Below are 26,172 nucleotides of genomic sequence, written 5' to 3'. Positions count from 1 at the left end.
CAAAATAGAATTAAAAAAGGGATTTTTTATTGCAGTAGATTACAATTTATAAAAAAACCACTCGTAGGAGTGGTTTCAAATTTATTCTATATCTAAGATTTTATAAGTAGCTGTATTAAAATGAACTTCATCATTTACTTTCTTACCTATTAACTGTCTACCTAAAGGAGATTGTGGAGATAAAGCAATTATTTCTTTTCCTTCTATTTTTATTTTTGGCAAAGCCTGACTAATAAAAAAAGGTAGTGAATTAGTATACACCAAACTTCCTAAACTAACAACTACATTCTTTTTGGAAATATCAATACTATCTAAAATGGCTTTTTGTTCTAAAGCTTCTTTTACTTTCTGATTTAATTTTTCTTGCTCCAAATGCATCATCGACAAAGCCGTTTCATGTTTATCACCTGCGGAGCCTTTAGCATCGTTTTGCGCATCTAAAGTTAAACCTGCAATTGTATCTTGCAAGGTTTTTATTTTTTCTAATACTAAATTTTGATACTCTTGGTATACTTTTTCTTTTAAACCCATATTTCTAATACAATAAAAAAGCACACAATTTGGCTTGTGTGCTTTTTCTATTTTAAAATAATAAATTAAAAATCGAATTTATAATTTGCGCCTAACACTACTTGAACTCCTTGTACAGGATAGTTTGCCCAACGGTTGTATTGTTGGTTTGCTAAATTATTTCCTCTTAAAAAGGCTGTTAATCGTTCGTTATACTTATAACCAATATGCGCGTTCAAATCGAAATAACTATCTAAGGTTACTTCTTGCAATTGGAAATTTGGTGGAAAAACAGCACTTACATCTTGCACAGAAACGCGATCTTTTCGCTCTCCTACAAAGAAAATATTCGCTCCTGCATACCATTTGTCTGTAATATCAAAATCCAAGGTTGTTCCAATATTCAACTGTGGTAAATTCCAAGCTTCAGATTGATTATCTGTGGTGTAATTATTATAGGTTCCGTTAATTCCGAAACTGACATGTTTTGAAAAATCGGCTTTAATTTCTCCATAAATACTTACTGTTTTTACATTATCATACACTACTTCAAAAGAATTTCCATGAGTATATCCTTCTGTATTTGTGTTACCAAAAACATAAGTATTACTTACAAATAACGGTTTGTAATCTTCATTTTTAATACTTCCTCTCACATTAAAAGCGACTGCATTGGCTAATTTACCTTTTAAACCAACATATACATCGTATTTATTATCGGTGGGTCCTACTAATAATGTTGGAGAAACAAATGGATTTTGGTCCACAAATTCAGCATAGGAATTTTGGTTTAAACCACCTTCAGCACCAGCATAACCCACTAAAATATCACCTACGATTCGATAAGAAGCTTTTACATTTGGATAGACAAATATTTTTCCATCGCTTTCCCCATTAATTTTTCCAGTGGTATAAAAAACACCGACTCCTAAATTAACCGATAAATCATCTTGTTGATATAAAATACTTGGTTTTGTTCCAAAAATAACATGACTGTATTTGATTTCGTCAGCACCTTGAAAATCCTTTTCAAAAGTACCACCTACATAATCTACGATAAAATTGGCTTTAATTTTTTGCTCCATCACATCGATATCAAAATTTGGCTTTACCAAAAAGCGATTCTCACCCGAACCAAAAGCATCAGAAAAACGTTTGAATTGTAAACTCGCTTCATTTAAAAAGCTTTTATCCATCGTTAATTTTCCTCCTAGAGCGATTGTATTGTAGGATTGCTGAGAATCGATTGCTCTAATTTGATCGTCGGTAAAAACAATGTTTTCCGTAGGTAAACCGTACCAATTGTAAATTTGGTTTTTCAGGCCTAAATCTACGTTCCAACTCATGTCTCTCTCCCGAGTACCGTAGGTTACATCTAAACTCGTATTATAGTATTTATCGTCTAAAACTACATCTTTAATACCTCCTTGCGAAGACAAATGACGCAACATGCCACCTACATAACTATTTCTTCCAAAATTTTCTGTAATAAATAATTCTGCATTAGCCGTAGCATAATTACCAAAACCTAAGGTAGCATAATTTCTATAAATTTTTTCTCTTTCCGATTTGTCAACGGCTGCTGCTTTACCTTTGGCAGGAGTAAAAGTGGAAGCAACAGGAAAAGAAAAAATATTGTATTTAATTTCTTCTTTTTGCATGTTATCTTCATCTTCTAAAACAGGAGTTTCTTTCACCTTAAAGGCATCAGAAATTGTAGGTGTATAGGCTTTTACAATATTCACTACTTCCGAACCTATATTTTCGTCTTTTACTTGAGAAAACGAAGCATACGTTAGGAACAAAGCTATAGTGGTTGAAAAATATATTTTGATTTTGCTCATATTTTATATTTTTAAATTGTCTGACTTTGGTTACCCAAAATAAAACAATAGTAGAAACGATTAATTTGATATTGATGAATTGGTTTTTGATTCTTCTGCTTTAATGATCGCTAATTCTTTCTTAGCTTCTTCAATAACATCTGGATAATCAGTAAAGTTTTTAATCACACTATCTAAGATATAGGTGGCTTGAAAACTATCTTTTAAACCGTAGAAATTCTTAGCCATTATTACTAAACCTTTCGCTCCGTAATATTTATAACCCGAATAATCTTTCGCAATTTTTTGAACGATTGTATTAGACGCTTCAAACTTACCTTCTTTATTTTTAAAGTAAGCATCATAATATAATGCTTCCGCAGCTAATTCCCCTTTGGCAATTTTTAATAAATCGGCATAGGCTTGTTTTGCTTTTGCTTCGTCATTTGTTTTTATGGCAGCACGTGCTACAATAATTTGTGCATCACTTTTAATTCGATTATCAATTTTATCATTAGCCAATACTTTTTCAGCATAAACCACTGCTTGACTATAGTTTTCTTTTTCATAATACGATTTCATCAAATTAGATTGCGCATAGGTAATATTCTGAGGAAAATCGGCTTCTGACTCTAAACGTTTTAAAACTGGAATGGCTTTGTCATAATTTGCTGCTTTTAAATACACCTGACATAAACGCGCTAAAGCTTGTTCCGTAAATTCATTTCTAGGCTGATTGATAACATATTCATAATGCTTAACTGTATTATTTTCCAATCCGTCAGCATAGTATAATTGGGCCAAATAGAAGTTGGCTTTTAAAGCATGTAATCCATTTGGGAATTTAGCCACATAATTACTAAAACCTGAAATGGCTTGTTTTGCATTATTCGTTAAGTATTGCTTTTCAGCAGATTCATAGGTTGCGTTATCTAAATCCGCATCTGAAACTTCAACAAAATCTAACGTTTTTACCCATTGTGAGTATTCATCTACTCTACCATTATCGATATAGATTAAACGTGCTGTAGTAACTGCTTGTAAGGATTCTGGAGAATTTGGAAACTCTGCTGCTACTTTTTTGAATTTTACTAAAGCAGGTTCACTTTTGTTGTTGTTGTAATAAATCAAACCTTGTTTTAATATAGATTTAGCGACATAGGAACTCGATTTATAGTTCGCAATCAATTTGTCATAAGTTGCAATAGCTTTAGATTCATTTTCAATATTTACATAGGTATTTCCTAATTCATACAAAGCATCATCTGCATATTGTGAATTAGGATAGGTTTTTACAAATTTTTCTAAATCGTCAATTTTTTTATCATTTTTACCAACAAAACCATAGCTAATGCCTTTTTGAAAAGCCGCATAATCGGAATTCACACTTTTCATTTCAATCGCTTTATTGTAGGCTTCCATGGCTGGCCAATATTTCGTAGAAATAAAATTACAATCTCCTAATCTTAAGTAAGCGTCTGATTTTCTAACATTATCATTTTTTACTTCACCAATAAAATTCGTAAAGTAAGTAATGGCATTCTCATATTCTTTTAATTTAAAATAAGCATACGCCAAATTGTAATTTACATTGGTTATTTCAGGAGTTGAAGTGGCTTGATTGTTATTAATAAACTGTTTAAAGCTTAACATCGCTTCATTATATTGTTCCAAATTGTATTCTGTTTCAGCTTTCCAAAAGGTAGCACGAGCAGTAAATTTAGCATCTTTATTTTCGGATATAGATTTTTTAAACAAGTCGAATGCTTGTTGGTAGTTACTATCAGTATACAGCTCCAAACCTCTGTAAAACAATACTTTTTGATAGGCTAATCTATTTTCTGGCGTTTTGTTTTTTTCTAACAGACTTAAAGCTTCTTTATAATTTTTCGATGTAATATAAGAACTGATTAATAAGTTATTGATCTCTTGTTTATAAGATTTATCTGGGTATTTGTTTAAATACGCATTCAATACTTCTGGAACGGATTGATACGGGTTACCAATTTCGTAACTTAGTTTAGCATAATTTAAAAACGCATCTTCTTGAATTTTAAGATCAAAATCCATTTCTGAAGCTGTTTTAAAGGCATTTAATGCTTGTTGTTTCTTATCTGTTTTTAAATAACTTTCTGCTAAATGATAATACGCATTTTGAGCGACAAAGTCATTACCATTGATAATTTTATTAAACTGAGCAATTGCGTTTTCATAATCTTTTTGTTGATAATAGGCATAACCCAACTGATAATAATCGGTATTATTCCATTTTCCTTTTTTTCCTCTGTAATCTAATAGATAAGGAAGCGCTTTATCATATTGTTTTAGATTAAAATAACTCTCTCCTATGATTTTAGACAATTCACTTTTTTCAACTGCATTCGATTTGGGTAGTTGCTCCAAACCTAAAGTAATGGCCTCTTGAAATTTCCCTAATTTAAAATTCATATCGGCTTGAAAATAACCCATTTTTTCTTTGTACTTTTCTTTATCTTGTACTTGGTCAAAATATTGATTGGCATTTTCGTAATCATCTGTTTCATAAGACATATAACCTAAATAGTATTTGGCTTGACTACCATAGGTTTTAGAATTGATTACTTTATTAAAATACTTCGTAGCTTCTGAAGTATTTTTTACCGTAAAATAAACATATCCTTTTTGAAAATTATACTTTTCTAAATCTTCATAAGACATCGAATTCTCATTCGCTTTATCAAACCATTCTAATGATTTGGCATAACTTCCTTGATCAAAATAATAATGTGCTACTTCAATATAGGCTTGATTTTGTTTGGTACTTGTAGGATAATCTTCAACGAATTGTTCAATTAAATCGTCTGCTCCCATTTGGTTTAACCGAATCGCACAATTTGCAATATAATAAGCACAATCTGCCTTTATTTCATCATTAGCAACGTTGCTTTTAACATTATCAAACACTATTTGAGCCGATTGGTATTGTTTGTCTTTATACAAGGCTACTGCTTTATCAAATTCTTTTAAATCGTGTGTGTAGATTGATGATTGTTGCGCCCAAATAGTATGGGTTGCAAAGATTAGAAAGAAAGAAAATTTTAAGATTTTTATCATTTCAATGTTTTTTTTCATAGACTTCAAAGATAGTATTATCTGAAAGTATTAACGAAGGACATTAACATATTATTGTAACTATTTTATAAACAAAATGTGAAAGAAAACCTAATTTTTCACTTAATTGACGATAAATTTTGAAAGCGAGTCGTAAGTTCTTACTTTTACATCATTAAATTGTTATAAACCTATGTCGCAAAGCATTCTTTCCTTAAAAGATATTTCAGTTTTTCAAGAAAAAAACCCTGTTTTAACTAATGTTAACTTAGAAGTTAAAAATGGAGAATTCATTTACTTAATTGGTAAAACGGGTTCAGGAAAAAGTAGTTTTTTAAAGACTCTTTATGCAGATTTACCCTTAACGATGGGTGAAGGAACTATTGTAGATTACAATTTAAGAGATTTAAAAGAGCATGATATTCCTTATTTAAGAAGAAAGTTAGGTGTTGTTTTCCAAGATTTTAAATTATTACCCGATCGTAATGTCAAAGAAAACTTATTGTTCGTTTTAAGAGCAACGGGTTGGACAATTGCAGAAGAAATGAATGTTAAAATTGATGAAGTTTTGGATAAAGTAGGCATGAAAAACTATCAATCAAAAATGCCACATCAACTTTCAGGAGGAGAACAACAACGAATAGCGATTGCTAGAGCTTTATTAAACAATCCAGAATTAATCTTAGCGGACGAACCCACAGGAAACCTGGATCCACAAACAAGTGCCGAAGTAATGGATGTTTTAAGAAAAATTAATAGTGCAGGAAAAACGATTATTATGGCGACACATGATTATGCTCTATTATTAAAATTTCCATCTAAAACATTAAAGTTTGATGGAGGACAAATTTTTGAAGTTGTACAAAGAACGGTATAATGTTATTTTTTTTTATAATAATGTGGATTTTCTTTGATTCCTTTTTTGAAAATTTTTCTAATATTCATTCTTAAAAAATTATCTGTCTGCAATAAAATATCTAGTATTTTATGTTCTGGTCTTCCTCTAAATGAAGTAACATGAAAAAAATCATCTTCTTTTAATGGTTTATTAGAGAAGTAATAATTAGAAATACATTTTCTTTCTACCTCTTTTACAACTGGAGATACTGAATGAAACGAATTATTATGTGTAGCCATAACTACCAAACGATTGCATTTACTTTCAATTGTAATTGGTTTTGCCTCTAATCCATTTGGCCAAAGTTCTAAGTTTCCTCCATTTTCAAATTCCCAATTAGGAGAAACATAATAAAGTAAATTAAACACACGCCATCTTTCCCTTTCTTTATCATGAGAATTATCTAAATGTGGATTTAGAAATTGATTTTTTTTCATTAATGAAATTCCTCCAGCATATAATTTATCGTCAGGATATATTTCTTTTAAACCAACGATTTCACCGATTACACCCACAACTTTTTCATCTTGAAATGCAAATAACACTTCTTCAAGTATAGATGCATACTTATTCATTTGAACTCCAATATATTTGTTCTCTCTTAAACTCTTCTTCAAAACCATCTCCTCCATCTTTGGAAAACAACTATTTAATTGTATCACAATTTCATCAGGCAGTAATGCATCTAAAAAAAAATATCCAATTTCATTTTCGGAATTAATATATTGTTTTTGTAAGGAATCTTTATTTTTAAATATATTTGCAAATATTATTTCAGCAAAATCTTTTCTTTTCATATACCGTTGTTATTAAAACAAATTTAACAATTTTCAATAAAATAACTATGCTTTCCATTTTAATTCCTACATATAATTACAATGTTTATCCCTTGGTAATTGAATTAAAAAATCAGACAGAAAGATTAGGTATTGCATATGAAATAATAGTTCAAGATGATAATAGTACTACATTTTTCGAAGAAAACACCTTAATTAACTCATTAGATAATTGTTTATTTGAGGTAAACGAAAAAAACCTAGGAAGAACTTACAATAGAACCAAACTTGCTACAAAAGCAAAAAACGAGTTACTTTTATTTTTAGATGCCGATGTTTTCCCGAGTAATAGTTCATTTATAGAAACTTATATCAATTTAAGTAATACTTATGATAAAACTATATTTGGAGGTTATGAATATGCGAAAAATGCGTATGATTTATCAACTGTTTTACGTTATAAATATGGTATAGAAAGGGAAGAAAAAGCTGCTTCAATTCGTAATACAACTCCGTATTCCTACGTGTTTTCTGGAAATATGCTCATTCATAAGAAAGTCTTTTTTGAATGTAATTTTGATACTGAAGAAAACTTATATGGTATGGACAATTATTTTGGATACCAATTATTTATTCAAAAAAAACCTATTCTACATATAGACAACACAATTATTCACAAAGGATTAGAAACAAATCAGATTTTTTTTGAAAAATGCTTGACGAGTATTGAAAACAGAAAAAAGCATTTGGCAAATAAAGAAGATATATCAAAAGTAAATTCCCTTTTGAAATACTATATCCTTATAGAGAAATTAAAATTAACTTCGATAGTTTCTTTTCTTTTTAAGGTATTTAATAAAAACCTTAAAAAGAGAATAGTAAATAACAATCCTAATCTATTTTATCTTGACATTTATAGATTAGGCTATATTTGTTCTATAAAATAAAAAGTATGTACAACAATTTCAAAAGAGTGGTTCATTTGATGGTTCCAAAAAGAATCATTTTCAAAGTAGAACCTTATTTGCGAAAGGTCTTTTCCATCACTAAAAAAGGGCACAATCATTGCTGTACTATTTGTAATTTTAAAGCAAAACAATGGATTTTACTTCCAAACCAAGACTTACTTTGTCCTAATTGTGGAAGTATTTCTCGAGATAGAAGATTATATCTAATAGTTAAAAAAGAATTTTTCACACCTTCTTGTAATGTTCTGGATTTTTCTCCTTCGCGCTCATTATTTCGTCAATTTAAAAGAGAAAAAAACATACAGTATACAGCTTCTGATTTGTCGGGCAATTTTATAGCTGATGCAAAATATGACATTACTTCTATTAACAAAGAAAGCAATTCTTTTGATTTAATCTTATGCTATCATATTTTAGAACATATTATTGATGATGAAAAAGGAATGTCTGAATTGTATCGTGTTTTAAAACCAAATGGTACTCTACTCATACAAACTCCCTTTAAAGAAGGGAAAATTTATGAAGACTACACCTTAACTTCTGAAACAGATCGATTGAAACATTTTGGACAAGAAGACCATGTAAGAATTTACAGTGTGGCTGGTTTAAAGGAAAGATTACAAAACGTAGGATTCAAAATTGAAATTTTACAATTTCAAAAAGAGGTGTATTTTGGTTTTTCTGACAATGAAACGATACTGAAAGCTACTAAATGATAAGCAATAAATCTTCCCACTTTTTCATAATTACATTACTTTCATATTCTATTGAAGCTTTTTTGGCACTTGTCCCCTTCTGTACTCTTACTTCCTTATTCTCAATGAGTTTTATACAATTTTCAGCAAACTCTTGTTCATTTTTTGCAATCAAACAATAATCAGAATTTACCAAATCTGTCGTTAAATCAAAGCATATTATAGGTAACCCAAAAGACATAGCTTCTAATATAACCATTGAAAAACTTTCATAATAAGAAGGATGTACTAAAAAATCGGAAGTACTATATTGTCTTTCTAAATCATTCACTGGTTTTAAAACTTTTACATTTTTTTTCAAATTCAAATCTTCAATTAATGAATTCAAATTATATTTTGGATCAATTTCACCATAAATTTCAAGATAATAATCAGGATGAATTGTTATCACTTCTTTCCAAATTCTTAACAATCTATCCCACCCTTTCTCGGGAACAATTCTTCCTACTGCAATCGCTTTTTTATAAACCATTGAGTTACCACTAGAAGTCATTACTTCATTACTTATTACAACCGGATTAGGTATAATAACTTGTTTGTCCTTTAAAATAAATTGGAATTTTTGATGTGAATTAAGCACCACAATCTTATGATACTTGCTTAAAAAATAGGCAATACTTCTATTTGAAAATAAATTGTTCTTCTTGCTTCCTAGATAAATAAAATTATCATTAGTTGCATGCATTTCATAAATGCTTTTTATTTTATGAGAAATAAAAAAAGGAACAAGCAAACCTTTAAAACCATTATCTGTAACAATAATTACATGGGGTTGATATTTTTTAATATATAATAGTAATTCAATAAAAAACCATAGTAATTTAATAATTTTATGCTTTTTGGAAATAAACTTAAACTTAATTAAAGGAGAAAAATTGAAAAATGTTTTTTGAGAAGTATCATTTGACGAAATTATATGTACTTCATGATTCAATTGCTCAGTAAAATAATTGGCTTTTAAAGAAACTACTTTGGCTACACCTCCTGAATTGGTAATTCCTGTACTTATATACAAAATTTTCATATGTCTATCTTCATTACTTCGAGCCATTGTTTTCCAATACTATTTAAATCAAACTTTTGAACGGATGCTTTTGCATTTGCTTTACAAAATTCATACAGCTCAACATCTAAGACTAATCGTGCCATTGCAGCAGCTAAAGCTATTTTATTTTGATTCTCCACTAAGAGTCCATTATATTCATGAGTAATTATTTCATTAGGCCCTGAATAACAATCGTAAGATACAAGTGGAGTGCCACAATATAGTGATTCTACTAATACATTTGGAAAACCTTCAAAAGCACTACTCATAACTAAAAATTTTGCTTTAGCCATATATTTGTAAGGGTTGTCTTGAAAACCAATAAAAAAAACTCTATCTTCAATTTGTAGCTTTTGAGCTAATTCAATTAATTTTTGTTTCAATTTGCCTTCTCCACAAATTACTAATGGCAAATTAATTTCACTTTCATAATAGGCTTCAAGAAGGTGGTCAAATTGTTTTACATTTGAATCGATTTGACCAACAGCAAGAATAAAATCATTTTGAAAATCTTCTGAAAGAGTTGCATTTGAAAAAGTATCAATTATATCTGTATTGATGGTATTGTAAATGGTTTGAACATTATCAAATGCATACTGTTTTTCTATTATATCTTTTATAAAATTGGAGACCGAAACAACAGCAAAACTTTTTTTATAGATTAATTTTGCCCAAAATTTATTTGATGGAATATAATGATCCAATGCAGAGCTATGAACTGTAAATATCGTTTTACCGTTGTAAACTAATTTTGAAATTAAAAACTCTTGAAAAGGTTTATTTCTAAATCTAAAATCGATAATAAAATCATATTTTTCTTTAGCGAATATTTTTTTCAAAGCAATAAACCTAGAAATCCTATTAAAAATACCCGTTCCAACTTTTAATTTTTCGGTTGCAATTACTTTTCCTTTGTACTCGTATCCATATTGATCAATGACTGTTATAATATGAGTTTCAATACCCAGGTTATCCAAAAAAATAGACAAATTAGCCATTACGCGTTCGGCACCTCCTACACCTAACCGATAACCTACTAAAGCAATTTTATACTTTTTTTGAAATTTCATTCCTAATAGTTACATTTGAGAAAAAAATCATGTTAAATGATCCTTTGGTTACTGTAATTTGCACTTGTTACAACCATGCTCCTTATGTTGAAAAAAGTTTAAATTCTGTAATTAACCAAGATTACAAAAATATTGAATTAATAATTGTTGACAATGCAAGTCAGGACAATTCTGTTGCAGTCATTGAAAACTGGTTACAAAAGTATCCTTCAATTTTATTCATAAAAAACGCTATAAATATTGGCAATAACAAATCCTTTAATCAAGCTATTGCTCTTTCAAAAGGTAGCTATTTAATTGATTTAGCCGCAGATGATGTACTTACAAAAGAAGGAATAACCCATCAAATTGATACTTTTTTAAAAAATCCGAATGCAGGATTAGTATTTGGAAACGCTACAATAATTGACGAAAATGACAATCTACTCCATTACCATTTTCCTGTTGATACTAATTTAAAAACCATTGACAATTCTATTTTTAACACCAACTATGAAAGCATTCTAAAAGGAGGCAACTGTATGTGTTCGGTAAGTGGTATGTATAAAAGAACGGTTTTTGAAGAGCTAAAGGGATATGATGAAAATTTAGCCTACGAAGATTTGGATTATTGGTTACGAGTTGCAAGAAAACATAAACTTATTTATATTGATTTACCCTTAGTAGAAAAAAGATACTTAACGCATTCTCAATTAAGTCATTTTTATAAAAAAAGTGCCTATGAAAAAAGAATCAATTATAGTACGTTTATGATACTAAAAAAAGCTTTTCTAATGAATACTAAAACTAGCGAATACAACGCTTTGTTAAAAAGAATACATCATGAGTTTATTCATAATTTAAAATTAAAAAATATCTCTTTAGTGCTTCAGTTATTTATTTTAAAGCTAAAAACGGAGTATAAAATTAGAGTGATGAATTAATTATTTAAACTTAAAAACACTTCAAAATCTCTTATATAATCTTCTTCTTCAAAGACATCGGAAGCAACAACCAAACAAACGGAACCAGAAGAAAAATTTTTCAATTCTCTCCAAATGCCATTTTTAATTAAAAGACCTTCATAAGGCTTATTTAAAGAAACCTTTTGTTCTTCTTTCCCATCATTTAAGATAACATCAAAACTTCCTGATAGCGCTACTAAAAACTCTTGTTGCTGCATATGAGAATGCCCTCCTCGTTCTGCCCCACTTGGCACATCGTAGAGATAATATACTCTCTTAATCGGAAAAGGAACCACATCTTTTTCAATGACTGACAAGTTTCCTCTTCTATCTTCAATCTTAGGAATTGAAATCATTTCTATCTTCATGAATCTGTATTATTTCTTCAAAAGTACTTATTATAAAAGATTTTCTAACATAAATTTTTATCCCACTGAAAATGCATTAGAAGTAACAGTTGCAATCCATTGGGACTTCTAAGAAAATCAAATCTTTTTTAAATAGTTCTCCAATAAATCTTTTTCTCCTTCCCAATCTCTTGTAATATTTTCTTTTACTAATTGAGCAGGAACACCGCCAATTAAAATTGCATTTCCGAAAGAAGTATAATCTTTATTACACAAACTATTTGATGCTACCGTACAATAATCTGGTGTAATTGATTTGGATAAAAACGTAACTCTATTACTTATAAAATTATAGTTTCCGATTGCAATGGGTGCATGTAAAGGAAATTTTTGTTGGGTTACTGTATCCATCATTTCATGAAAATTAGTATCAATAACCTGACACTCAGAACCCAACCTAGCATATGTCCCTAAAACAATCTCTTTGGTACAAATGATTTTCCCTTTGGAAGCAATGGATGACATATCTCCCATTTGTAAAACAGCTTCTTTTGCTACATATACAAAATAATCTTTCCCAAATTGAACATGTCCTTCAAAAATAACAGTTCCAGCTAGCATTATTTCTGCAATGCCACTAGAAAGTGTATTCATCTCATAGGGTTTCCCAAAACCAATCATCCCAGTTTGAATGGGAGCATTAATAGTTATTTTTCCAGATATATTTTGAAATTTTACGCTACCATAAAATAAAACAGGCATCTTTTTAGCAATAGCAAAAGGAAATTTTTTAAAGTTAAAATAAACCGATTTGATCCAATTTACTTGTAAGGCTCTTTTTATTTTTGATAGTATTTTCATTTCTTAAACAAATCTTTTAAAACCACTAATTTATTAATTTCATAAAATGTATAACCAATACTTAAAACCAATAAAATAGCAATCAAATATAAATGAATTTGAGGCGACAATCGCATAATAAAAAGTGCAACTAATAAAGTGAGAAATTGGGACACAAATAAAACGATATCCTTTTTTTCAAAAAACACCATTTGATATCTCTTTTTAGCAATGAGAAAAACTCCTGTTAAATGAAGAAAAAAATAAATTGCAATAGCTATGCCCATACCTTTAAAATGCCCTATTTGATACCCAAAGTATAACATTAAAAAATACAAAATATTAAATCCTAAAGAGGTTTTCATAAAAACTTTTGAATCGGCTTTTGCAATAAATAAATATCCAATGGAAAAAGAAATCGCCTTAAAAAACATGCCTATAACTGCCCATTGTAATAATTGATTAACCTCTAGAAACTCTTTGGAAAACAGAAATTGGATAATAAATTCACCAAAACCAATAAAAAAAATAACAACCGGAACTATTAATAGTGTGGTTACAATGGCTTGTTGTTTTACCGTAATGGCTACTTTGCTATTATCTTTTTCTAAACTTACTAATCGAGGATAATATTCCAAAGACATAGCGTTAAAAAGAAAACCTACATAGGTATTTAAAATAATATTTGCCACATTAAAAAGTCCAACATTTTCAATACCATCTTGTTTGTTTATTAGGATTTGTAGTGTATAATTGACTAACAAAGGTAAAAAAGACATCATCATTAATAAACTACCAAAATAGATAATTTCTTTTCCTTTTGATATGGCTTCTTTAAAGCTTAAAAAAGTATTCAAAACTTGGATTTTTTTTACAAAAAACCAACATACAACCATATTAACTAAAGCTGTAATTATGATAGCTGGAATGATAAAATCTTTTTTAAAAAAATAAAAAAAAGGAATCGTAAAAACCAAACCAAGACCGTTTGCTATTAAATTGGATTTGGCTAATTTCTTAAAGAAACTTTTACCCTGTAAAATAGCATTAAAAGCACTTGCAATTTGCTTAAAAAAAACGGCTAACCCTAAAAAGACAATAAGGTACCAATAGTCATAAGTAAAATATAAGTATTTGCTTATGATTGGAGAAATTAAAACAGTTACTAGACATCCTAAAAGACCTGTTAAAAGCGATAATTTTAAAACCACTTGAGCATTAAAATCGCTGTTTTCCTCACTCGCAATTGCTTTAACAGCACTATTATCTATCGATAAACCTGAAATGGACTTAATTAAATCAACAATAGAGTTTAACATTCCAAAAATACCATACCCTTCTGCTCCAATGAAAATTGATAACAGTTTGTGTTTAACAAATGAAAAGAAAAGATTTACAAATTGCATACTTCCAAAAATAGAAGTTGCCAATAGAATTCTTTTATATGTGCTCTTTTCTTCACTCACTTTTAATATTCATTTAAAACTTTAATTATTTTTTGAATTTCTTCTTCTTCTAAAACACTATTCAAAGGAATACTCAAAACTTCTTCATGAATTTTTTCTGTTACAGGAAATGACAACTGATTCCATTCATACAATGCTTCTTGTTTATGAGGTGCAATCGGATAATGTATCATCGTCTCAATACCATTTTCTTTTAAATAGGCAACCAATTCTTTTCTGTTTTTGGTTTGAATCACAAACAAATGAAAAACATGATTCTTACTTTCATCCCAAAAAGGAAGTTGTATTTTTTCATTTTTAATTTCTCTTAAATAACGCTGGGCTAATTGTCTTCTTTTTTCATTTTCATTTTCTAAATCAGGTAATTTGACATTTAAAAAAGCAGCTTGCAATTCGTCTAATCTTGAATTGGTTCCCAAAATTTCATTCTCATATTTGACTTTTGAACCGTAATTACGCATTGAAAAAAGAACCTCAGCCAAAGCTTCATCATTTGTGGTTACTGCACCCGCATCACCTAAAGCTCCTAAATTTTTACCTGGATAAAAACTAAAACCAGCAGCATCACCAAGATTGCCCGCTTTTTTCGTATCCCAATTCGAAACTGCACCATGTGCTTGAGCTGCATCTTCAATAACAATCAATTCATTTTGTTTCGCAATACTATTAATAGCTTCCATATCTGCTAATTGACCATATAAATGCACCGCAAGAATAGCTTTAGTCTTTGGAGTAATATTTTCTTGAATTAAACTTGGATTTATAGTATAAGTTGCTTCTTTTGGTTCTACTAAAACAGGGGTTAAGTCGGCTTGTAAAACGGCTAATATACTCGCAATATAGGTATTCGCTGGCACCAATACTTCGTCCCCTTTTTTCAATTTACCTAATTGGATATATCCCTTAAAAACAAGGACTAATGCATCCAAACCATTACCTACACCAATACAATATTTTGTTCCACAATACGAAGCAAATTCTTTCTCAAATAAGACAACTTCCTTACCTAATATATACCAACCACCATTTAGCATTGCTGTCATTTTGTTGAGAAAAGCAGCTTCATAAGGTTTATTTATCGAATGTAAGTCTAAAAATTTTATCATAACGAAATACAATAAGTATCTTGAGTATACAAAGTGCAACCTAATTCTTCTTTTTGCGTTAACAAACCCGAATTGTACCCTTTTTCATTATCTTCTGTACACGTACCCATATCAAAGAATTCATAATCTTTTTTGTAAAGTTCAATTAAATGAAAATACAAATAATCTAAAGCTCTTATTTTTTCTCCTAAAATTGTTGTAGCTCCATATTGTGATTTTATCCCATGTTCCGTTTTAAAAAGTGTAATTCCTGCAACTATTTCATCTTCAAAATAAATATCATACTGCATAATTTCTTCTGGAAACTTTTTTGACAAATAGGTAATTTCTGCTAAACTATGTACAGGTTTTGCATTGTGTTTCTCTTCTAATCGTGGAATTAAAACTTTATTCCAAAAACTAGAAAAATCGTTTCCTGAATGTATCTTAAAATCTAATTTTTCATTTTTCCTATAATGCTTAAGTTTACTTTTTGAAACCTTAAACTTTTTATGAAAAGGAATACATAAATTTAATTCTCTCTTAACTAATACAGCATCCATTTCTTTTAAAAGAAATAAATACTCCTCTGATGGCAACTTTTGATAATAAGAATTTATGGGTTTGTAAATAACTTTTTTTAGATTCTCCGTTTTTAAATAATCAAAAATTGAGAGAAATAAAGCTCTTACTTCTGCAAACTTAACATATTTTGGCAATATCAATCCACCATACGTTAACCCTTGATGTGAATAAAGTGTATCCGCTACTTTATTTGCAGGCAGAATTGCTTTTAGATTTTCTTTCTCATCTAAAACAAGCAAAGAGAAATCTTCGAATCGATCCTTATGATATTCCATAAAATCTCTATGAAATAAGAAAGTAGCATTCTTAGCCTGAGATACAAATGCATTCCATTGGGAATAATAGTCAGTCGTATATTTTTTTACTTGATATTTTTTCAAAAGTCAGGATTAAAGCCGAAAATTACTAATTTTTTAATTCATGCAACTTGAAAAGCAAACATTTTATTAAATTAATTAGTACCTTAGAAGATAATTTAAGTGTAAATAGAATCGAGTGTGTCCAAAAAATTACTTTTATTTTAGTCTGTTAGTGCTCCTTTTCCCAATCGTTATGAATGGGCAAGATATTTCACTTTACACTCAAATCAATGGCCGATACGATTTTACCTTTATTGGTAATACAATGAATTCAGCAGAAAACAACCCTTCTCCTGTTTTGGTTACCGGCACTTCATCCACAGCTACTTTGAATTTGAATACGACAGACACCGTAATTAAAGCTTTTTTGTATTGGGCTGGAAGTGGTGATGGTGATTTTGATGTGGATCTTAATGGAATTCCAATTTATCCAGATCGAACATTTTCACACACCAATGTTTTTCCTAATTTAACGCTCAATTATTTTAGTGCTTTCAAAGATATTACTTCTTATATTCAAACAACAGGGAATGGAGATTATACTTTATCGAATTTAGATATTTCACCATTTGAGTTAGACCATTTTCAAAGAAAAACCAATTTTGCTGGTTGGGCTATCTTAGTTGTCTATGAAAATAGTAGCCTTCCTCTAAATCAAATTAATGTATATGATGGCTTACAAGGAGTTCCTGATAATTTGAGTATCGACCTAACCAATTTATATGTGATTGACAACAACAATGCCACTGCTGGTTTTATCGCATGGGAAGGTGATGCTTCTTTACCTACTGAAACATTTGCCATTAACGGAACTATCATTAGTAATGCTTCTAATCCAATTAACAATGTTTTCAATGGAACCAATTCCATTACTGGAGCGACTGATTTATACAATGTAGATTTAGATATTTATGAAATTGAAGACTACATTCAAATTGGAAATACAAGTGCCAATATTACGTTATCTTCTTTTCAGGATTTCATCATGATTAACACTGTCGTGACCAAATTAAATAGTCAATTACCCGATGCTACCATAACTATTTATGATTACCAACTAACCTGTAATAATCGCAACATTCCTGTGAATTATAAAGTTTACAATGTAAATAGTACTGAAATTTTAGCAGCCAATACTCCTATAGCTTTTTATGCAGATGGAATTTTAGTAGGCTCCACACAAACGCAAAATCCAATTCCCATTGGTGGAAATGAAATTGGAAATATCGTAATCACAATTCCAAATACAACTCCTTCAAATTTTACTTTGACAGCAGTTGTAGACGATCAAGGAAATGGAACAGGTATCGTAACCGAATTAGTCGAAACCAATAATGATTACAACACAACTATTAGCTTATTTGAATCTCCTGATTTTAATACTTTATCTCCTATAATAACTTGTAATTTAGGATTATCAAGAGGTGTTTTTGATTTTTCTAATTATGAGGAATTGGTTAAAACCGATGTTTCACATCAGGTTAGCTTCCATGAAACGTATGAAGATGCAATAAATTTTCTTAATCCTATTTTGAATACGACTCATTATGAAGCACTAACCACCCCAAAAGAAATTTTTATTCGTATTGAAAACGAAAATAATTGCATAAGTGTAACTTCCTTTTTACTTCAAGTTGAAAATTGTCCTCCTATTGTTTACAATGCCGTTTCTCCCAACAATGATTCGTTTAACGACACCTTTTTTATTGAGGGGCTTCGAGATATATTCATACATTTCAAACTTGAAATTTACAATCGATGGGGAAAATTACTTTGGACTGGTGATCGTAACAAACCCGATTGGAATGGTTATGTAGAAGATGGTATTGGTACAAAAATAGCTCCTGATGGCACTTATTATTATATTTTATATTTAAATGACCCAAGTTACCCAGAACCTTTAAATGGATACTTATACCTTAGCCAATAGTTACATGTTTTGGGTGTAGAAATTATAATCTTTTAAAAGAGTTCTGATAAAATCTTGATCATTACCCGATTGATTTTTAATTCCTGTAACTGCAATTACTTTCTCTCTTAACTTTATTAAAGTTCCATAATCTCTATTTCTAACGGCAATTTCAAAGGTTTCTTTAATAATTCTTATATCATTATCTGATAATTTAATAACTAATGGATAAGTTGGCACGTAATCTTCATTCACTTCTTGTAATATCGTATGATTAATATTAATGTTATTCTTTAACGAAATAACCGATGTACCTGCGCCCATATCTCCTATTCTCTGATTTCTATCATTAAAAATAATAGCAATTAAACCTACTACAGATAAAGGTGGCAAAACCTCTACTAAACGAAATAACCAACGAATGAGATAATCTCCAAAACCCGCCTGATAACCATCAATTTTTATCACTTTTAACTTCATAATTCGTTTGCCAATGGTTCTTCCTTCCCAAATGCTTTCCTGAATAAGCGTATAAAAGAAAACGGGTAAATATAAAATAATATAAATGGCCATTCCAGACCAATAATCCATTGAAACTATATATCTTTCTAAACCTGAATTACTTACAATATAAGACATTACTAACGAATAAGCTATAATAACCAAAAAATCAAGTATTTGACTTAATATACGTTCCCCAACAGACGCTGCTGTAAAATTAATTGAAACATTTTGTGTCGTAGTTATAGTTAATTGTGACATATTTTTTTATTTTAGCACCTCATGAGAGAAGTAGCATTTATTAAGCAAAATAAAGAAAAATGGCTTGAATTTGAACAAGCTATTTTTGGTAAAACTAAAAAAAATCCAGATGAATTGGCCAATTTATACATTCATTTAGTGAATGATTTGGCTTATGCTCAAACTTACTACTCAAAAAGTAAGACTGTGGTTTATCTAAATTATTTAGCTTCGCAAACCTACCAAAAAATTTATAAAACAAAAAGAGAAGATAGTAATCGTTTGTTATATTTTTTTAAAACAGAAGTTCCGCTTTTGGTTTATGAATACAGAAGATATATTTTATATGCTTTCCTTTTTTTTACTATTTTAACTTCTATTGGTGTGGTTTCAGCCTTAAATGACGATACCTTTCCTCGTTTAATAATGGGAGACGACTATGTGAACATGACTCTAGAAAATATTAAAGACGGTAATCCTGTTGCGGTTTATAAAAGTGGTAGCAATTGGGGTAGTTATATAGGTATTACTTGGAATAATTTAAAAGTAGGAGCTTTATCCTATTTTTCAGGCATTTTTATTGGTATCGGTACTTTTTTTGTTTTATTACAAAATTGTATTATGCTAGGGTCTTTTCAAACCTTTTTTTATCAACAAGGTGTGTTTTGGGAAAGCGTAAGAGGAATTTGGATTCATGGTTCTATGGAAATTTTTGGAATGGTTATTGAAGCAGGTGCTGGTTTTGCTTTAGGTGCTAGTATCCTATTTCCAAAAACATTTTCTCGTTTTAATTCTTTTAAAATTGGTTTTAAAAATACTTTTAAAATATTTTTAAGCACTATGCCTTTTACAGTCATGGCAGGTTTTTTAGAAGGTTTTATTACTCGTTATTCGATAGATATGCCTCATTTTTTAAGTGTTGGAATTATTCTTAGCACTTTAGGTTTAATTAGTTTTTACTATTTAATATATCCCTTTATCGTACATAAAAAAGTTAAAAAATAATATGTTTCAATTATACAAAAAAAGAGGGTTTAGCGAATTCATAAGCGACACTTTTGCTTTCTTAAAATTAGAAGGAAAAAACTATTTTAAAAATTATTTTATTATCAACGGTCCGTTGTTATTAATTTTAGTAGTCTGTATCTATTTTGCTATGAAAGTTTATATGGATGCTCTTTTTTCGTCTGTAAATTCTCAAAATTTTGGTGAAAACCAACTTTTAAATGACTTAATGAACAATATTCCCATATTTATTTTTTTAGGAATAATCTCTTTTTTTGCAATCCTTTTTATCAGTTTTGTGAGCTATTCTTTTCCTATTAGCTATTTAAAATTAGTTAGCACTAAAAGTGACATTACAACACAAAGTATTTTTCAAACCATGAAAGTAAAATTAGGCAAGACAATATTGTTTTTTCTAGCTTCTATTTTAGTTTTTCTTCCCATAATAGCCATAACTGTAACACTTCTTATTTTATTAAGCATTATTATAATTGGAATTCCTTTATTAATAATACTAATTCCTGCCCTTTTCAGCTGGATTAAATTAAGTTATTATGATTATATTTCTACCGAAAACGATTATTTAAAATCGGTTGGTAACGGATTTGAATTGCTCAAATCAAAGTTTTGGCCTATAGTAGGTTCAACCATGATTATGTACCTCATCTATTATATTATTTATTCTGTTTTTACAATGGTACCTTATTTATTAGGTATTTGGGGTATTTTTTCCAATATGGACCCACAAGTGAATCAGGAAGAAACGTTTTCAACGATGAGTATAGTTGTATCTGCTGTTTTAGTAATTGCTACTATTTCAAATTATACCTTACAAAATCTTATTTTTATAAATCAAGGTATCATCTTTTATAGTCTTACAGATGAAAAAGAAAATATTTCAATCAAAAGTGATATCGATTTAATTGGCTCTGACAGTGAATAAAATAAGTTACATACTCATCCTACTGTTTTCCCTTTGCTGTTATTCGCAATCGGAAAACTATTCGGACACACTTTCAGTAATCGAAAATGATTTGGTCACAAGAATAGACTCCTTACAAACAGAAGATGTATTCGAAGATTCTTGGGAAATTACACCTAAACATTTTGACCCTAAATTTAAAGAACGTTATCAATCCAAAGAATATCAATATGAAACCATAATTGATTCTAAGAAACAAACAGCTTGGGATCGCTTTTGGAAAGCCATAAAAGATTTCTTTAGTCGTTTATTTGATTTTAGAGACGTAGATAATACGCTCTCTGGATTTGAGATTTTTATGAAAATTATCGCCTTTATCATTATTGGCTTCGTAATTTATTTAATTGTTCGTTTGATCATTAATAAAGAAGGCCAATGGGTTTTCTCTAAAAATAAAAAGAAAATTATAGTCTCTGAAATGGTGGAAGAAAATATCCATACTATAGATTTTAAAGAAATCATTCAGCAGTCAAAATCAAACAAGGAATACCGATTAACTATCCGTTATTATTATCTATGGTTATTGAAATCGTTATCGGATAAAGAAATTATTGAATGGGATATTGAAAAAACCAATTCCGATTATTTATACGAAATTCAATCTCCAACCTTAAAAGAAAATTTTAAATATTTATCCTATATCTATGAATATAGTTGGTACGGAGAATTTGAAATTAATGAAACCGATTTTTCCAAAGCTGAAAAAGCTTTTGAAAAAGCAATTGCAAATACGTAATTATGCCAAAAAGTATTAAAATATATGTCTTCATTCTAGTACTTATTCTCATTGGAATAATTACAATTGATGCCAATAAACCGAAACCAATAAATTGGAATCCAACCTTTAGTAGTAAAGATAAAATTCCATTTGGACTATTTGTATTGAATAAAGAAATAGATAGCTTGTTTCAATCGCAAAAAATAACGCGTTTTGGTGAAACACCTTATGAATTTTTAGACGACCAGTTTTCTTATCAAGATACGGCTTACACTACGCAAGGAACCGTTTTATACATAGATGGAATGTCTAATTTAGATGATGAATCGGCTCAAGAATTGCTCTATTTTGTTTCGCACGGCAATACTGCTTTTGTAAGTGCCAGTAACTTTCCAATAAAATTTAGAGATACTTTAGATTTTAATTATTCTTACAGCAATATTTTTACGGACTCTTTGTATTTATCAGCTAATAAAGGAAAAGAATATAGTTATCTGAAAGGAACAGATAATGTGTATTTTAATCAATTTGATTCCACTCGAACAGAAATTTTAGGGTACCAAAGAACTAAAGACAAAGACAGTTTGGTTAATTTTATTAGGATTCCGCACGTGAATGGTTATTTTTATTTACATACACAACCCGTTGCGTTTACCAATTATTATTTGCTCAAAAAAGACAATTACAAGTATGCTGAAGAGGTGCTTTCTTATATTGAAGACCCAAAAATATTTTGGTACCTAGAAGGAACTCGAGATCAAATTAAAGATAAAATGGGGTATATTTTTAGTCAGCCCGCTCTAAATTGGGCTTGGAAAATTGCCATCCTAAGTTTATTGATTTTCATGTTCTTCAATGCTAAAAGAAAACAACGTGTCATTCCTATCGTAGAACCGTTAAAAAATACAACTATAGATTTTACTAAAACCATAGGAAATTTATATTATCAGGAAGGAAATCATCATGACATCATCTCTAAAAAAATCAAATTCTTTTTAGAAAAAATACGTAATGAATACCTAATTGATACGTTCGATTTAAATGAATCTTTTATCAATCGTTTGCATCAAAAAACAGGAAAAAATAAAGCAGAAATTGAAACTGTAATTCATTTAATCAAAAAATATAGAAATCAGCTTGACAGTTCTGAAAATGATTTAATTGCTTTTAATAAAGCATTAGAAAAACTAAATTTATAAAATAACAAAGGCTTTAATTCTTACATTAAAGTTCCAAAAAAAAGAAGAATAAGTAAAAGAAACCATATGGAAAATAATTTTGAAAACCCAGAAAACCAAAACGTAAACGAGCACAATAGTGAATCTCAAATGGAGCAAGCTGCTGAACATACGATGGAACAAACGAATCCTATGGCTAATGAAGTGGCTACTGACAATCTAAATTTTAAAACGCGTTTGGATTTAGCTCCTTTACAACAAAGTGTAGATCAGGTAAAAGCAGAAATTGGAAAAGTTATTGTAGGACAATCTAAAATGATTGACCAATTATTGGTAGCCATACTTTCAAATGGTCACGTACTTTTAGAAGGGGTTCCTGGTGTAGCCAAAACAATCACTGCCAAATTACTTTCTAGAACCTTAAGTCTCGATTTTAGCCGTATTCAGTTTACACCCGATTTAATGCCATCGGATATTATTGGTACTTCTGTTTTTGATTTAGCTAAAACAACTTTCGAATTTAAAAAAGGACCTATATTTTCTAACTTTGTACTTATTGACGAAATCAACCGTGCTCCTGCAAAAACACAAGCTGCTCTTTTCGAAGTAATGGAAGAACGTCAAATTACTGCAGATGGTACTACTTATTCGCTAGACTTACCTTTCTTAGTTATTGCTACACAAAATCCAATTGAACAAGAAGGAACTTACCGTTTACCAGAAGCACAACTAGATCGTTTCTTATTTAAAATAGATATTGGATATCCAAATCTTCAAGAAGAAATTGCCATTCTTCAAAAAGAAAACGAATTACAAAACAACGATAAATTAGCAGCCATTGTTAAAGTGATTGAGAAGAGCAATATCCTGCATTTCCAAAGCTTAGTGAAACAGATTTTAATTGAGCCTCATTTAGTAGAATATATCGCTAAAATTGTATTAAACACAAGAGAAAACCCATTCTTATATTTAGGGGCTTCTCCTAGAGCTTCGATAGCTATTTTAAATGCAGCTAAAGGTTTTGCTGCTCTTAAAAACCGTGATTTTGTTACACCAGAAGATATTAAAGAAGCTGCTATTCCAGTTTTACAACACCGTGTAGTAGTTACTCCAGAACGTGAAATGGAAGGGGTTACAAGTACCGTAATCATCAAACAAATTATCGATTCTGTAGAAATTCCTAGATAATAAAGGCTCATAAATTAGAAAAACATAGTACTCGTATACCATGAAACAATTCCTAAAACAACTGTATCTCAATAATTTCCTTTTTTATTGCCTCATGGGTATCATTACCCTATTTGTTGTTTCGTATTTGTTCCCAAGCCTATACAATGCGTGTTGGTACCTACTATTTGTCTTATTGGTATTCGTACTTATTGATATTCTTTTACTCTTTGGTTTTGGTCACAAAATTGAAGCTACCAGAATAACTCCTGAAAAATTATCTAATGGTGACGAAAACCCCATCGTAATTAAAATCAAAAACAAATATACTTTTCCTGTACAAGCCAAAATTATTGATGAAATACCCACACAATTTCAACAACGCAATTTTGAAGTTAAACGAAAAATAAAAGCCACATCTAACGATGAATACCAATATTTTTTAAGACCCACAGCACGTGGGGAATACTTTTTTGGAAGTGTTAATTTCTATGCGAGCTCTCCACTTGGCTTGGTTGCTAAAAGGTACACGTTCAGTAAAGATGAAATGGTGCCCACTTACCCTTCTTACATACAATTACGCAAGTATGATTTAATGGCTTTTTCCAATCATTTGTTTCAATACGGTTTGAAAAAAATCAGACGTATTGGGCATACCATGGAATTTGAACAAATTAAAGAATATGTACAAGGGGATGATATTCGTACCATTAACTGGAAAGCAACTGCCAAACGCAACCAATTAATGGTGAATCAATTTCAAGATGAAAAATCGCAAAATGTATACATGGTCATCGATAAAGGTCGTGTAATGAAAATGCCTTTTAATGGACTGAGCTTACTGGATTATGCGATTAATGCTACATTGGTTTTATCAAATGTAATTATCAAAAAGCAAGACAAAGCCGGAATGTTTGCTTTTTCAAAAAAAGTAGAAAATCGTGTGGTAGCTGAAAAAAGACAAAACCAAATGCAAAACATTATGGAAAGTCTGTACAATATTAAAACCGATTTCTTTGAAAGTGATTATAGTAGACTCTATGTCGACATCAAAAAACATATCAATCACCGCAGTTTGATTATGTTGTATACCAATTTTGAAACCTTAGATGCCTTACACCGTCAATTACCCTATTTAAAAGGAATTGCTAAAAATCATTTAGTAGTAGTTGTCTTTTTTAATAATACCGAACTCAATGATTTAATTGAGAAAAAAGCAGAAACCGTTCAAGAAATTTATGACAAAGTAATTGCTGAAAAATTTGCTTTCGAAAAAAGACTTATTGTAAACGAATTGAGAAAATATGGTATTTATTCCGTGTTAACCCAACCAGAAAATCTAACTCTAGATACTATTAATAAATACCTAGAAATTAAAGCAAGAGGCATTTTATAGCTTAATTTTCAGTATCTTTATTTAAATATTGCAGCCTAAAATTGAAAAATCTTGTTTACTTATTTTTACTAGTATCTACTAGTTTAAACAACTTACAAACACCTTGTATTTTACAAGAAGGTCACTACAAAGTCTTGTATGACCCACAATTTTCAAATTATCCCAAATTTGAATTTGAAATTAAAGACCAAGTAGTTACTGAAATAAATGGCAATCCCAATCAAAATTTTATAATCGAAAATCTAGGAGAAAATACGTTCCGTTTTAAACCACTTTCAAAACCTTCAGGCACACTAACGGAATTCCAGAAAAAAATAATAACAGATGGAATACCTTATTATGAAATTACAAGTTGTACTAAAGACACCCTTTCTTTTGTAAAGAGAGTCAATTTACATGTTATTTCTCATTCGGGAAAATTTGTCAAACTAAAATAAACAATTTTCCAACTCCTAACTCACTTCCTGTAAAGGTATTCATCTTTACTAATTCATTATAAATTAGACCCTAACCCA

Annotated in this window: 24 protein-coding genes; 12 read left to right on the top strand and 12 right to left on the bottom strand. The window is 29.7% G+C overall.

Annotation, left to right across the window (positions count from 1 at the left end; all coding sequences use genetic code 11):
• Positions 1 to 81: 81 nt before the first annotated feature.
• The 3 genes from NHF47_RS08700 to NHF47_RS08690 form a co-directional block, all read right to left on the bottom strand.
• Entirely contained in the window at positions 82 to 531 is a 450-nt protein-coding gene (locus tag NHF47_RS08700; RefSeq protein WP_252764549.1) for a GreA/GreB family elongation factor, read from the bottom strand.
• 65 nt (positions 532 to 596) lie between these two features.
• The gene (locus NHF47_RS08695) at positions 597 to 2,354 is read right to left on the bottom strand and encodes a TonB-dependent receptor (RefSeq protein ID WP_252764548.1); all 1,758 of its coding nucleotides are present in this window, start codon (positions 2,352 to 2,354) and stop codon (positions 597 to 599) included.
• 60 nt (positions 2,355 to 2,414) lie between these two features.
• Entirely contained in the window at positions 2,415 to 5,426 is a 3,012-nt protein-coding gene (locus NHF47_RS08690; RefSeq protein WP_252764547.1) for a tetratricopeptide repeat protein, read from the bottom strand.
• 190 nt (positions 5,427 to 5,616) lie between these two features.
• On the opposite strand from NHF47_RS08690, the gene NHF47_RS08685 reads away from it, so the two are divergent.
• Positions 5,617 to 6,300 carry a cell division ATP-binding protein FtsE gene (locus NHF47_RS08685; RefSeq protein WP_252764546.1) on the top strand — a complete coding sequence of 228 codons (684 nt, stop codon included), beginning with the start codon at positions 5,617 to 5,619 and terminating at the stop codon, positions 6,298 to 6,300.
• Between the two features lie 2 nt (positions 6,301 to 6,302).
• Here NHF47_RS08685 and NHF47_RS08680 read toward each other — a convergent pair whose 3' ends face one another.
• The gene (locus tag NHF47_RS08680) at positions 6,303 to 7,118 is read right to left on the bottom strand and encodes a 2OG-Fe(II) oxygenase (RefSeq protein ID WP_252764545.1); all 816 of its coding nucleotides are present in this window, start codon (positions 7,116 to 7,118) and stop codon (positions 6,303 to 6,305) included.
• Positions 7,119 to 7,165: 47 nt separating this feature from the next.
• On the opposite strand from NHF47_RS08680, the gene NHF47_RS08675 reads away from it, so the two are divergent.
• A complete protein-coding gene (locus NHF47_RS08675; RefSeq protein ID WP_252764544.1) occupies positions 7,166 to 8,044 on the top strand; it encodes a glycosyltransferase in 879 nt (292 codons plus the stop codon).
• Between the two features lie 5 nt (positions 8,045 to 8,049).
• A complete protein-coding gene (locus NHF47_RS08670; protein ID WP_252764543.1) occupies positions 8,050 to 8,781 on the top strand; it encodes a bifunctional 2-polyprenyl-6-hydroxyphenol methylase/3-demethylubiquinol 3-O-methyltransferase UbiG in 732 nt (243 codons plus the stop codon).
• Here the strand turns inward: NHF47_RS08670 and NHF47_RS08665 are convergent.
• Both NHF47_RS08665 and NHF47_RS08660 read right to left on the bottom strand, forming a co-directional pair.
• Positions 8,774 to 9,871: a glycosyltransferase gene (locus NHF47_RS08665; protein WP_252764542.1), complete on the bottom strand. Its 1,098-nt coding sequence runs from the start codon at positions 9,869 to 9,871 to the stop codon at positions 8,774 to 8,776. The genes NHF47_RS08670 and NHF47_RS08665 overlap by 8 nt on opposite strands.
• Positions 9,841 to 10,935 carry a glycosyltransferase gene (locus tag NHF47_RS08660; RefSeq protein ID WP_252764541.1) on the bottom strand — a complete coding sequence of 365 codons (1,095 nt, stop codon included), beginning with the start codon at positions 10,933 to 10,935 and terminating at the stop codon, positions 9,841 to 9,843. The genes NHF47_RS08665 and NHF47_RS08660 overlap by 31 nt, the downstream gene beginning before the upstream one ends.
• 29 nt (positions 10,936 to 10,964) lie before the next feature.
• On the opposite strand from NHF47_RS08660, the gene NHF47_RS08655 reads away from it, so the two are divergent.
• The gene (locus NHF47_RS08655) at positions 10,965 to 11,858 is read left to right on the top strand and encodes a glycosyltransferase (RefSeq protein WP_252764540.1); all 894 of its coding nucleotides are present in this window, start codon (positions 10,965 to 10,967) and stop codon (positions 11,856 to 11,858) included.
• Here the strand turns inward: NHF47_RS08655 and NHF47_RS08650 are convergent.
• From NHF47_RS08650 to NHF47_RS08630, 5 genes are all read right to left on the bottom strand, one after another.
• Positions 11,855 to 12,247 (bottom strand): FdtA/QdtA family cupin domain-containing protein, encoded by a 393-nt coding sequence (locus NHF47_RS08650; protein ID WP_252764539.1) that lies wholly within the window; start codon positions 12,245 to 12,247, stop codon positions 11,855 to 11,857. The two genes, NHF47_RS08655 and NHF47_RS08650, sit on opposite strands and share 4 nt — an antisense overlap.
• 117 nt (positions 12,248 to 12,364) lie before the next feature.
• Positions 12,365 to 13,087: a transferase gene (locus NHF47_RS08645; protein WP_252764538.1), complete on the bottom strand. Its 723-nt coding sequence runs from the start codon at positions 13,085 to 13,087 to the stop codon at positions 12,365 to 12,367.
• Positions 13,084 to 14,532: an oligosaccharide flippase family protein gene (locus tag NHF47_RS08640; RefSeq protein WP_252764537.1), complete on the bottom strand. Its 1,449-nt coding sequence runs from the start codon at positions 14,530 to 14,532 to the stop codon at positions 13,084 to 13,086. The genes NHF47_RS08645 and NHF47_RS08640 overlap by 4 nt, the downstream gene beginning before the upstream one ends.
• Positions 14,533 to 14,534: 2 nt before the next feature.
• On the bottom strand, positions 14,535 to 15,638 hold the full coding sequence (locus NHF47_RS08635) for a DegT/DnrJ/EryC1/StrS aminotransferase family protein (protein WP_252764536.1): 1,104 nt from the start codon (positions 15,636 to 15,638) through the stop codon (positions 14,535 to 14,537).
• Complete coding sequence (locus NHF47_RS08630; RefSeq protein ID WP_252764535.1) at positions 15,635 to 16,582, bottom strand: FemAB family protein; 948 nt, start codon at positions 16,580 to 16,582, stop codon at positions 15,635 to 15,637. The genes NHF47_RS08635 and NHF47_RS08630 overlap by 4 nt, the downstream gene beginning before the upstream one ends.
• Before the next feature lie 172 nt (positions 16,583 to 16,754).
• Between NHF47_RS08630 and NHF47_RS08625 the strand changes: the two genes are divergently transcribed.
• Positions 16,755 to 18,491, top strand: a complete 1,737-nt coding sequence (locus NHF47_RS08625; RefSeq protein ID WP_252764534.1) for a gliding motility-associated C-terminal domain-containing protein — start codon at positions 16,755 to 16,757, stop codon at positions 18,489 to 18,491.
• Here NHF47_RS08625 and NHF47_RS08620 read toward each other — a convergent pair whose 3' ends face one another.
• Positions 18,492 to 19,232, bottom strand: coding sequence for an RDD family protein (locus NHF47_RS08620; RefSeq protein ID WP_252764533.1), 741 nt, complete (start codon positions 19,230 to 19,232; stop codon positions 18,492 to 18,494). It abuts the gene before it with no gap.
• Positions 19,233 to 19,253: 21 nt separating this feature from the next.
• Here NHF47_RS08620 and NHF47_RS08615 point away from each other — a divergent pair, with 21 nt between their 5' ends.
• The 7 genes from NHF47_RS08615 (at position 19,254) to NHF47_RS08585 (ending at position 26,094) form a co-directional block, all read left to right on the top strand.
• On the top strand, positions 19,254 to 20,216 hold the full coding sequence (locus NHF47_RS08615; protein ID WP_252764532.1) for a stage II sporulation protein M: 963 nt from the start codon (positions 19,254 to 19,256) through the stop codon (positions 20,214 to 20,216).
• Position 20,217: 1 nt separating this feature from the next.
• Complete coding sequence (locus NHF47_RS08610; protein ID WP_252764531.1) at positions 20,218 to 21,159, top strand: hypothetical protein; 942 nt, start codon at positions 20,218 to 20,220, stop codon at positions 21,157 to 21,159.
• Positions 21,152 to 21,934 carry a DUF4129 domain-containing protein gene (locus NHF47_RS08605; protein ID WP_252764530.1) on the top strand — a complete coding sequence of 261 codons (783 nt, stop codon included), beginning with the start codon at positions 21,152 to 21,154 and terminating at the stop codon, positions 21,932 to 21,934. The genes NHF47_RS08610 and NHF47_RS08605 overlap by 8 nt, the downstream gene beginning before the upstream one ends.
• Positions 21,935 to 21,936: 2 nt before the next feature.
• The gene (locus tag NHF47_RS08600) at positions 21,937 to 23,115 is read left to right on the top strand and encodes a DUF4350 domain-containing protein (RefSeq protein ID WP_252764529.1); all 1,179 of its coding nucleotides are present in this window, start codon (positions 21,937 to 21,939) and stop codon (positions 23,113 to 23,115) included.
• A gap of 171 nt (positions 23,116 to 23,286) precedes the next feature.
• Complete coding sequence (locus NHF47_RS08595) at positions 23,287 to 24,282, top strand: AAA family ATPase (RefSeq protein ID WP_374670178.1); 996 nt, start codon at positions 23,287 to 23,289, stop codon at positions 24,280 to 24,282.
• A gap of 40 nt (positions 24,283 to 24,322) precedes the next feature.
• Positions 24,323 to 25,657, top strand: a complete 1,335-nt coding sequence (locus NHF47_RS08590; RefSeq protein WP_252764528.1) for a DUF58 domain-containing protein — start codon at positions 24,323 to 24,325, stop codon at positions 25,655 to 25,657.
• A 41-nt stretch (positions 25,658 to 25,698) separates the two neighbouring features.
• Positions 25,699 to 26,094: a hypothetical protein gene (locus tag NHF47_RS08585; RefSeq protein WP_252764527.1), complete on the top strand. Its 396-nt coding sequence runs from the start codon at positions 25,699 to 25,701 to the stop codon at positions 26,092 to 26,094.
• Positions 26,095 to 26,172: the final 78 nt, after the last annotated feature.

The organism is Flavobacterium sp. NRK F7 (assembly GCF_024054195.1).
GTDB lineage: Bacteria > Bacteroidota > Bacteroidia > Flavobacteriales > Flavobacteriaceae > Flavobacterium.
The sequence above is the reverse complement of the archived record's forward strand: the minus strand, read 5'-3'. Positions and strand labels throughout refer to the sequence as shown.

What these genes read in the sequence shown, in the direction of transcription:
- NHF47_RS08700 (WP_252764549.1), bottom strand. Translation starts at nt 531, where the DNA reads ATGGGTTTAAAAGAAAAAGTATACCAAGAGTATCAAAATTTAGTATTA.
- NHF47_RS08695 (WP_252764548.1), bottom strand. Translation starts at nt 2,354, where the DNA reads ATGAGCAAAATCAAAATATATTTTTCAACCACTATAGCTTTGTTCCTA.
- NHF47_RS08690 (WP_252764547.1), bottom strand. Translation starts at nt 5,426, where the DNA reads ATGATAAAAATCTTAAAATTTTCTTTCTTTCTAATCTTTGCAACCCAT.
- NHF47_RS08685 (WP_252764546.1), top strand. Translation starts at nt 5,617, where the DNA reads ATGTCGCAAAGCATTCTTTCCTTAAAAGATATTTCAGTTTTTCAAGAA.
- NHF47_RS08680 (WP_252764545.1), bottom strand. Translation starts at nt 7,118, where the DNA reads ATGAAAAGAAAAGATTTTGCTGAAATAATATTTGCAAATATATTTAAA.
- NHF47_RS08675 (WP_252764544.1), top strand. Translation starts at nt 7,166, where the DNA reads ATGCTTTCCATTTTAATTCCTACATATAATTACAATGTTTATCCCTTG.
- NHF47_RS08670 (WP_252764543.1), top strand. Translation starts at nt 8,050, where the DNA reads ATGTACAACAATTTCAAAAGAGTGGTTCATTTGATGGTTCCAAAAAGA.
- NHF47_RS08665 (WP_252764542.1), bottom strand. Translation starts at nt 9,871, where the DNA reads ATGGCTCGAAGTAATGAAGATAGACATATGAAAATTTTGTATATAAGT.
- NHF47_RS08660 (WP_252764541.1), bottom strand. Translation starts at nt 10,935, where the DNA reads ATGAAATTTCAAAAAAAGTATAAAATTGCTTTAGTAGGTTATCGGTTA.
- NHF47_RS08655 (WP_252764540.1), top strand. Translation starts at nt 10,965, where the DNA reads ATGTTAAATGATCCTTTGGTTACTGTAATTTGCACTTGTTACAACCAT.
- NHF47_RS08650 (WP_252764539.1), bottom strand. Translation starts at nt 12,247, where the DNA reads ATGAAGATAGAAATGATTTCAATTCCTAAGATTGAAGATAGAAGAGGA.
- NHF47_RS08645 (WP_252764538.1), bottom strand. Translation starts at nt 13,087, where the DNA reads ATGAAAATACTATCAAAAATAAAAAGAGCCTTACAAGTAAATTGGATC.
- NHF47_RS08635 (WP_252764536.1), bottom strand. Translation starts at nt 15,638, where the DNA reads ATGATAAAATTTTTAGACTTACATTCGATAAATAAACCTTATGAAGCT.
- NHF47_RS08625 (WP_252764534.1), top strand. Translation starts at nt 16,755, where the DNA reads ATGAATGGGCAAGATATTTCACTTTACACTCAAATCAATGGCCGATAC.
- NHF47_RS08620 (WP_252764533.1), bottom strand. Translation starts at nt 19,232, where the DNA reads ATGTCACAATTAACTATAACTACGACACAAAATGTTTCAATTAATTTT.
- NHF47_RS08615 (WP_252764532.1), top strand. Translation starts at nt 19,254, where the DNA reads ATGAGAGAAGTAGCATTTATTAAGCAAAATAAAGAAAAATGGCTTGAA.
- NHF47_RS08610 (WP_252764531.1), top strand. Translation starts at nt 20,218, where the DNA reads ATGTTTCAATTATACAAAAAAAGAGGGTTTAGCGAATTCATAAGCGAC.
- NHF47_RS08600 (WP_252764529.1), top strand. Translation starts at nt 21,937, where the DNA reads ATGCCAAAAAGTATTAAAATATATGTCTTCATTCTAGTACTTATTCTC.
- NHF47_RS08595 (WP_374670178.1), top strand. Translation starts at nt 23,287, where the DNA reads ATGGCTAATGAAGTGGCTACTGACAATCTAAATTTTAAAACGCGTTTG.
- NHF47_RS08590 (WP_252764528.1), top strand. Translation starts at nt 24,323, where the DNA reads ATGAAACAATTCCTAAAACAACTGTATCTCAATAATTTCCTTTTTTAT.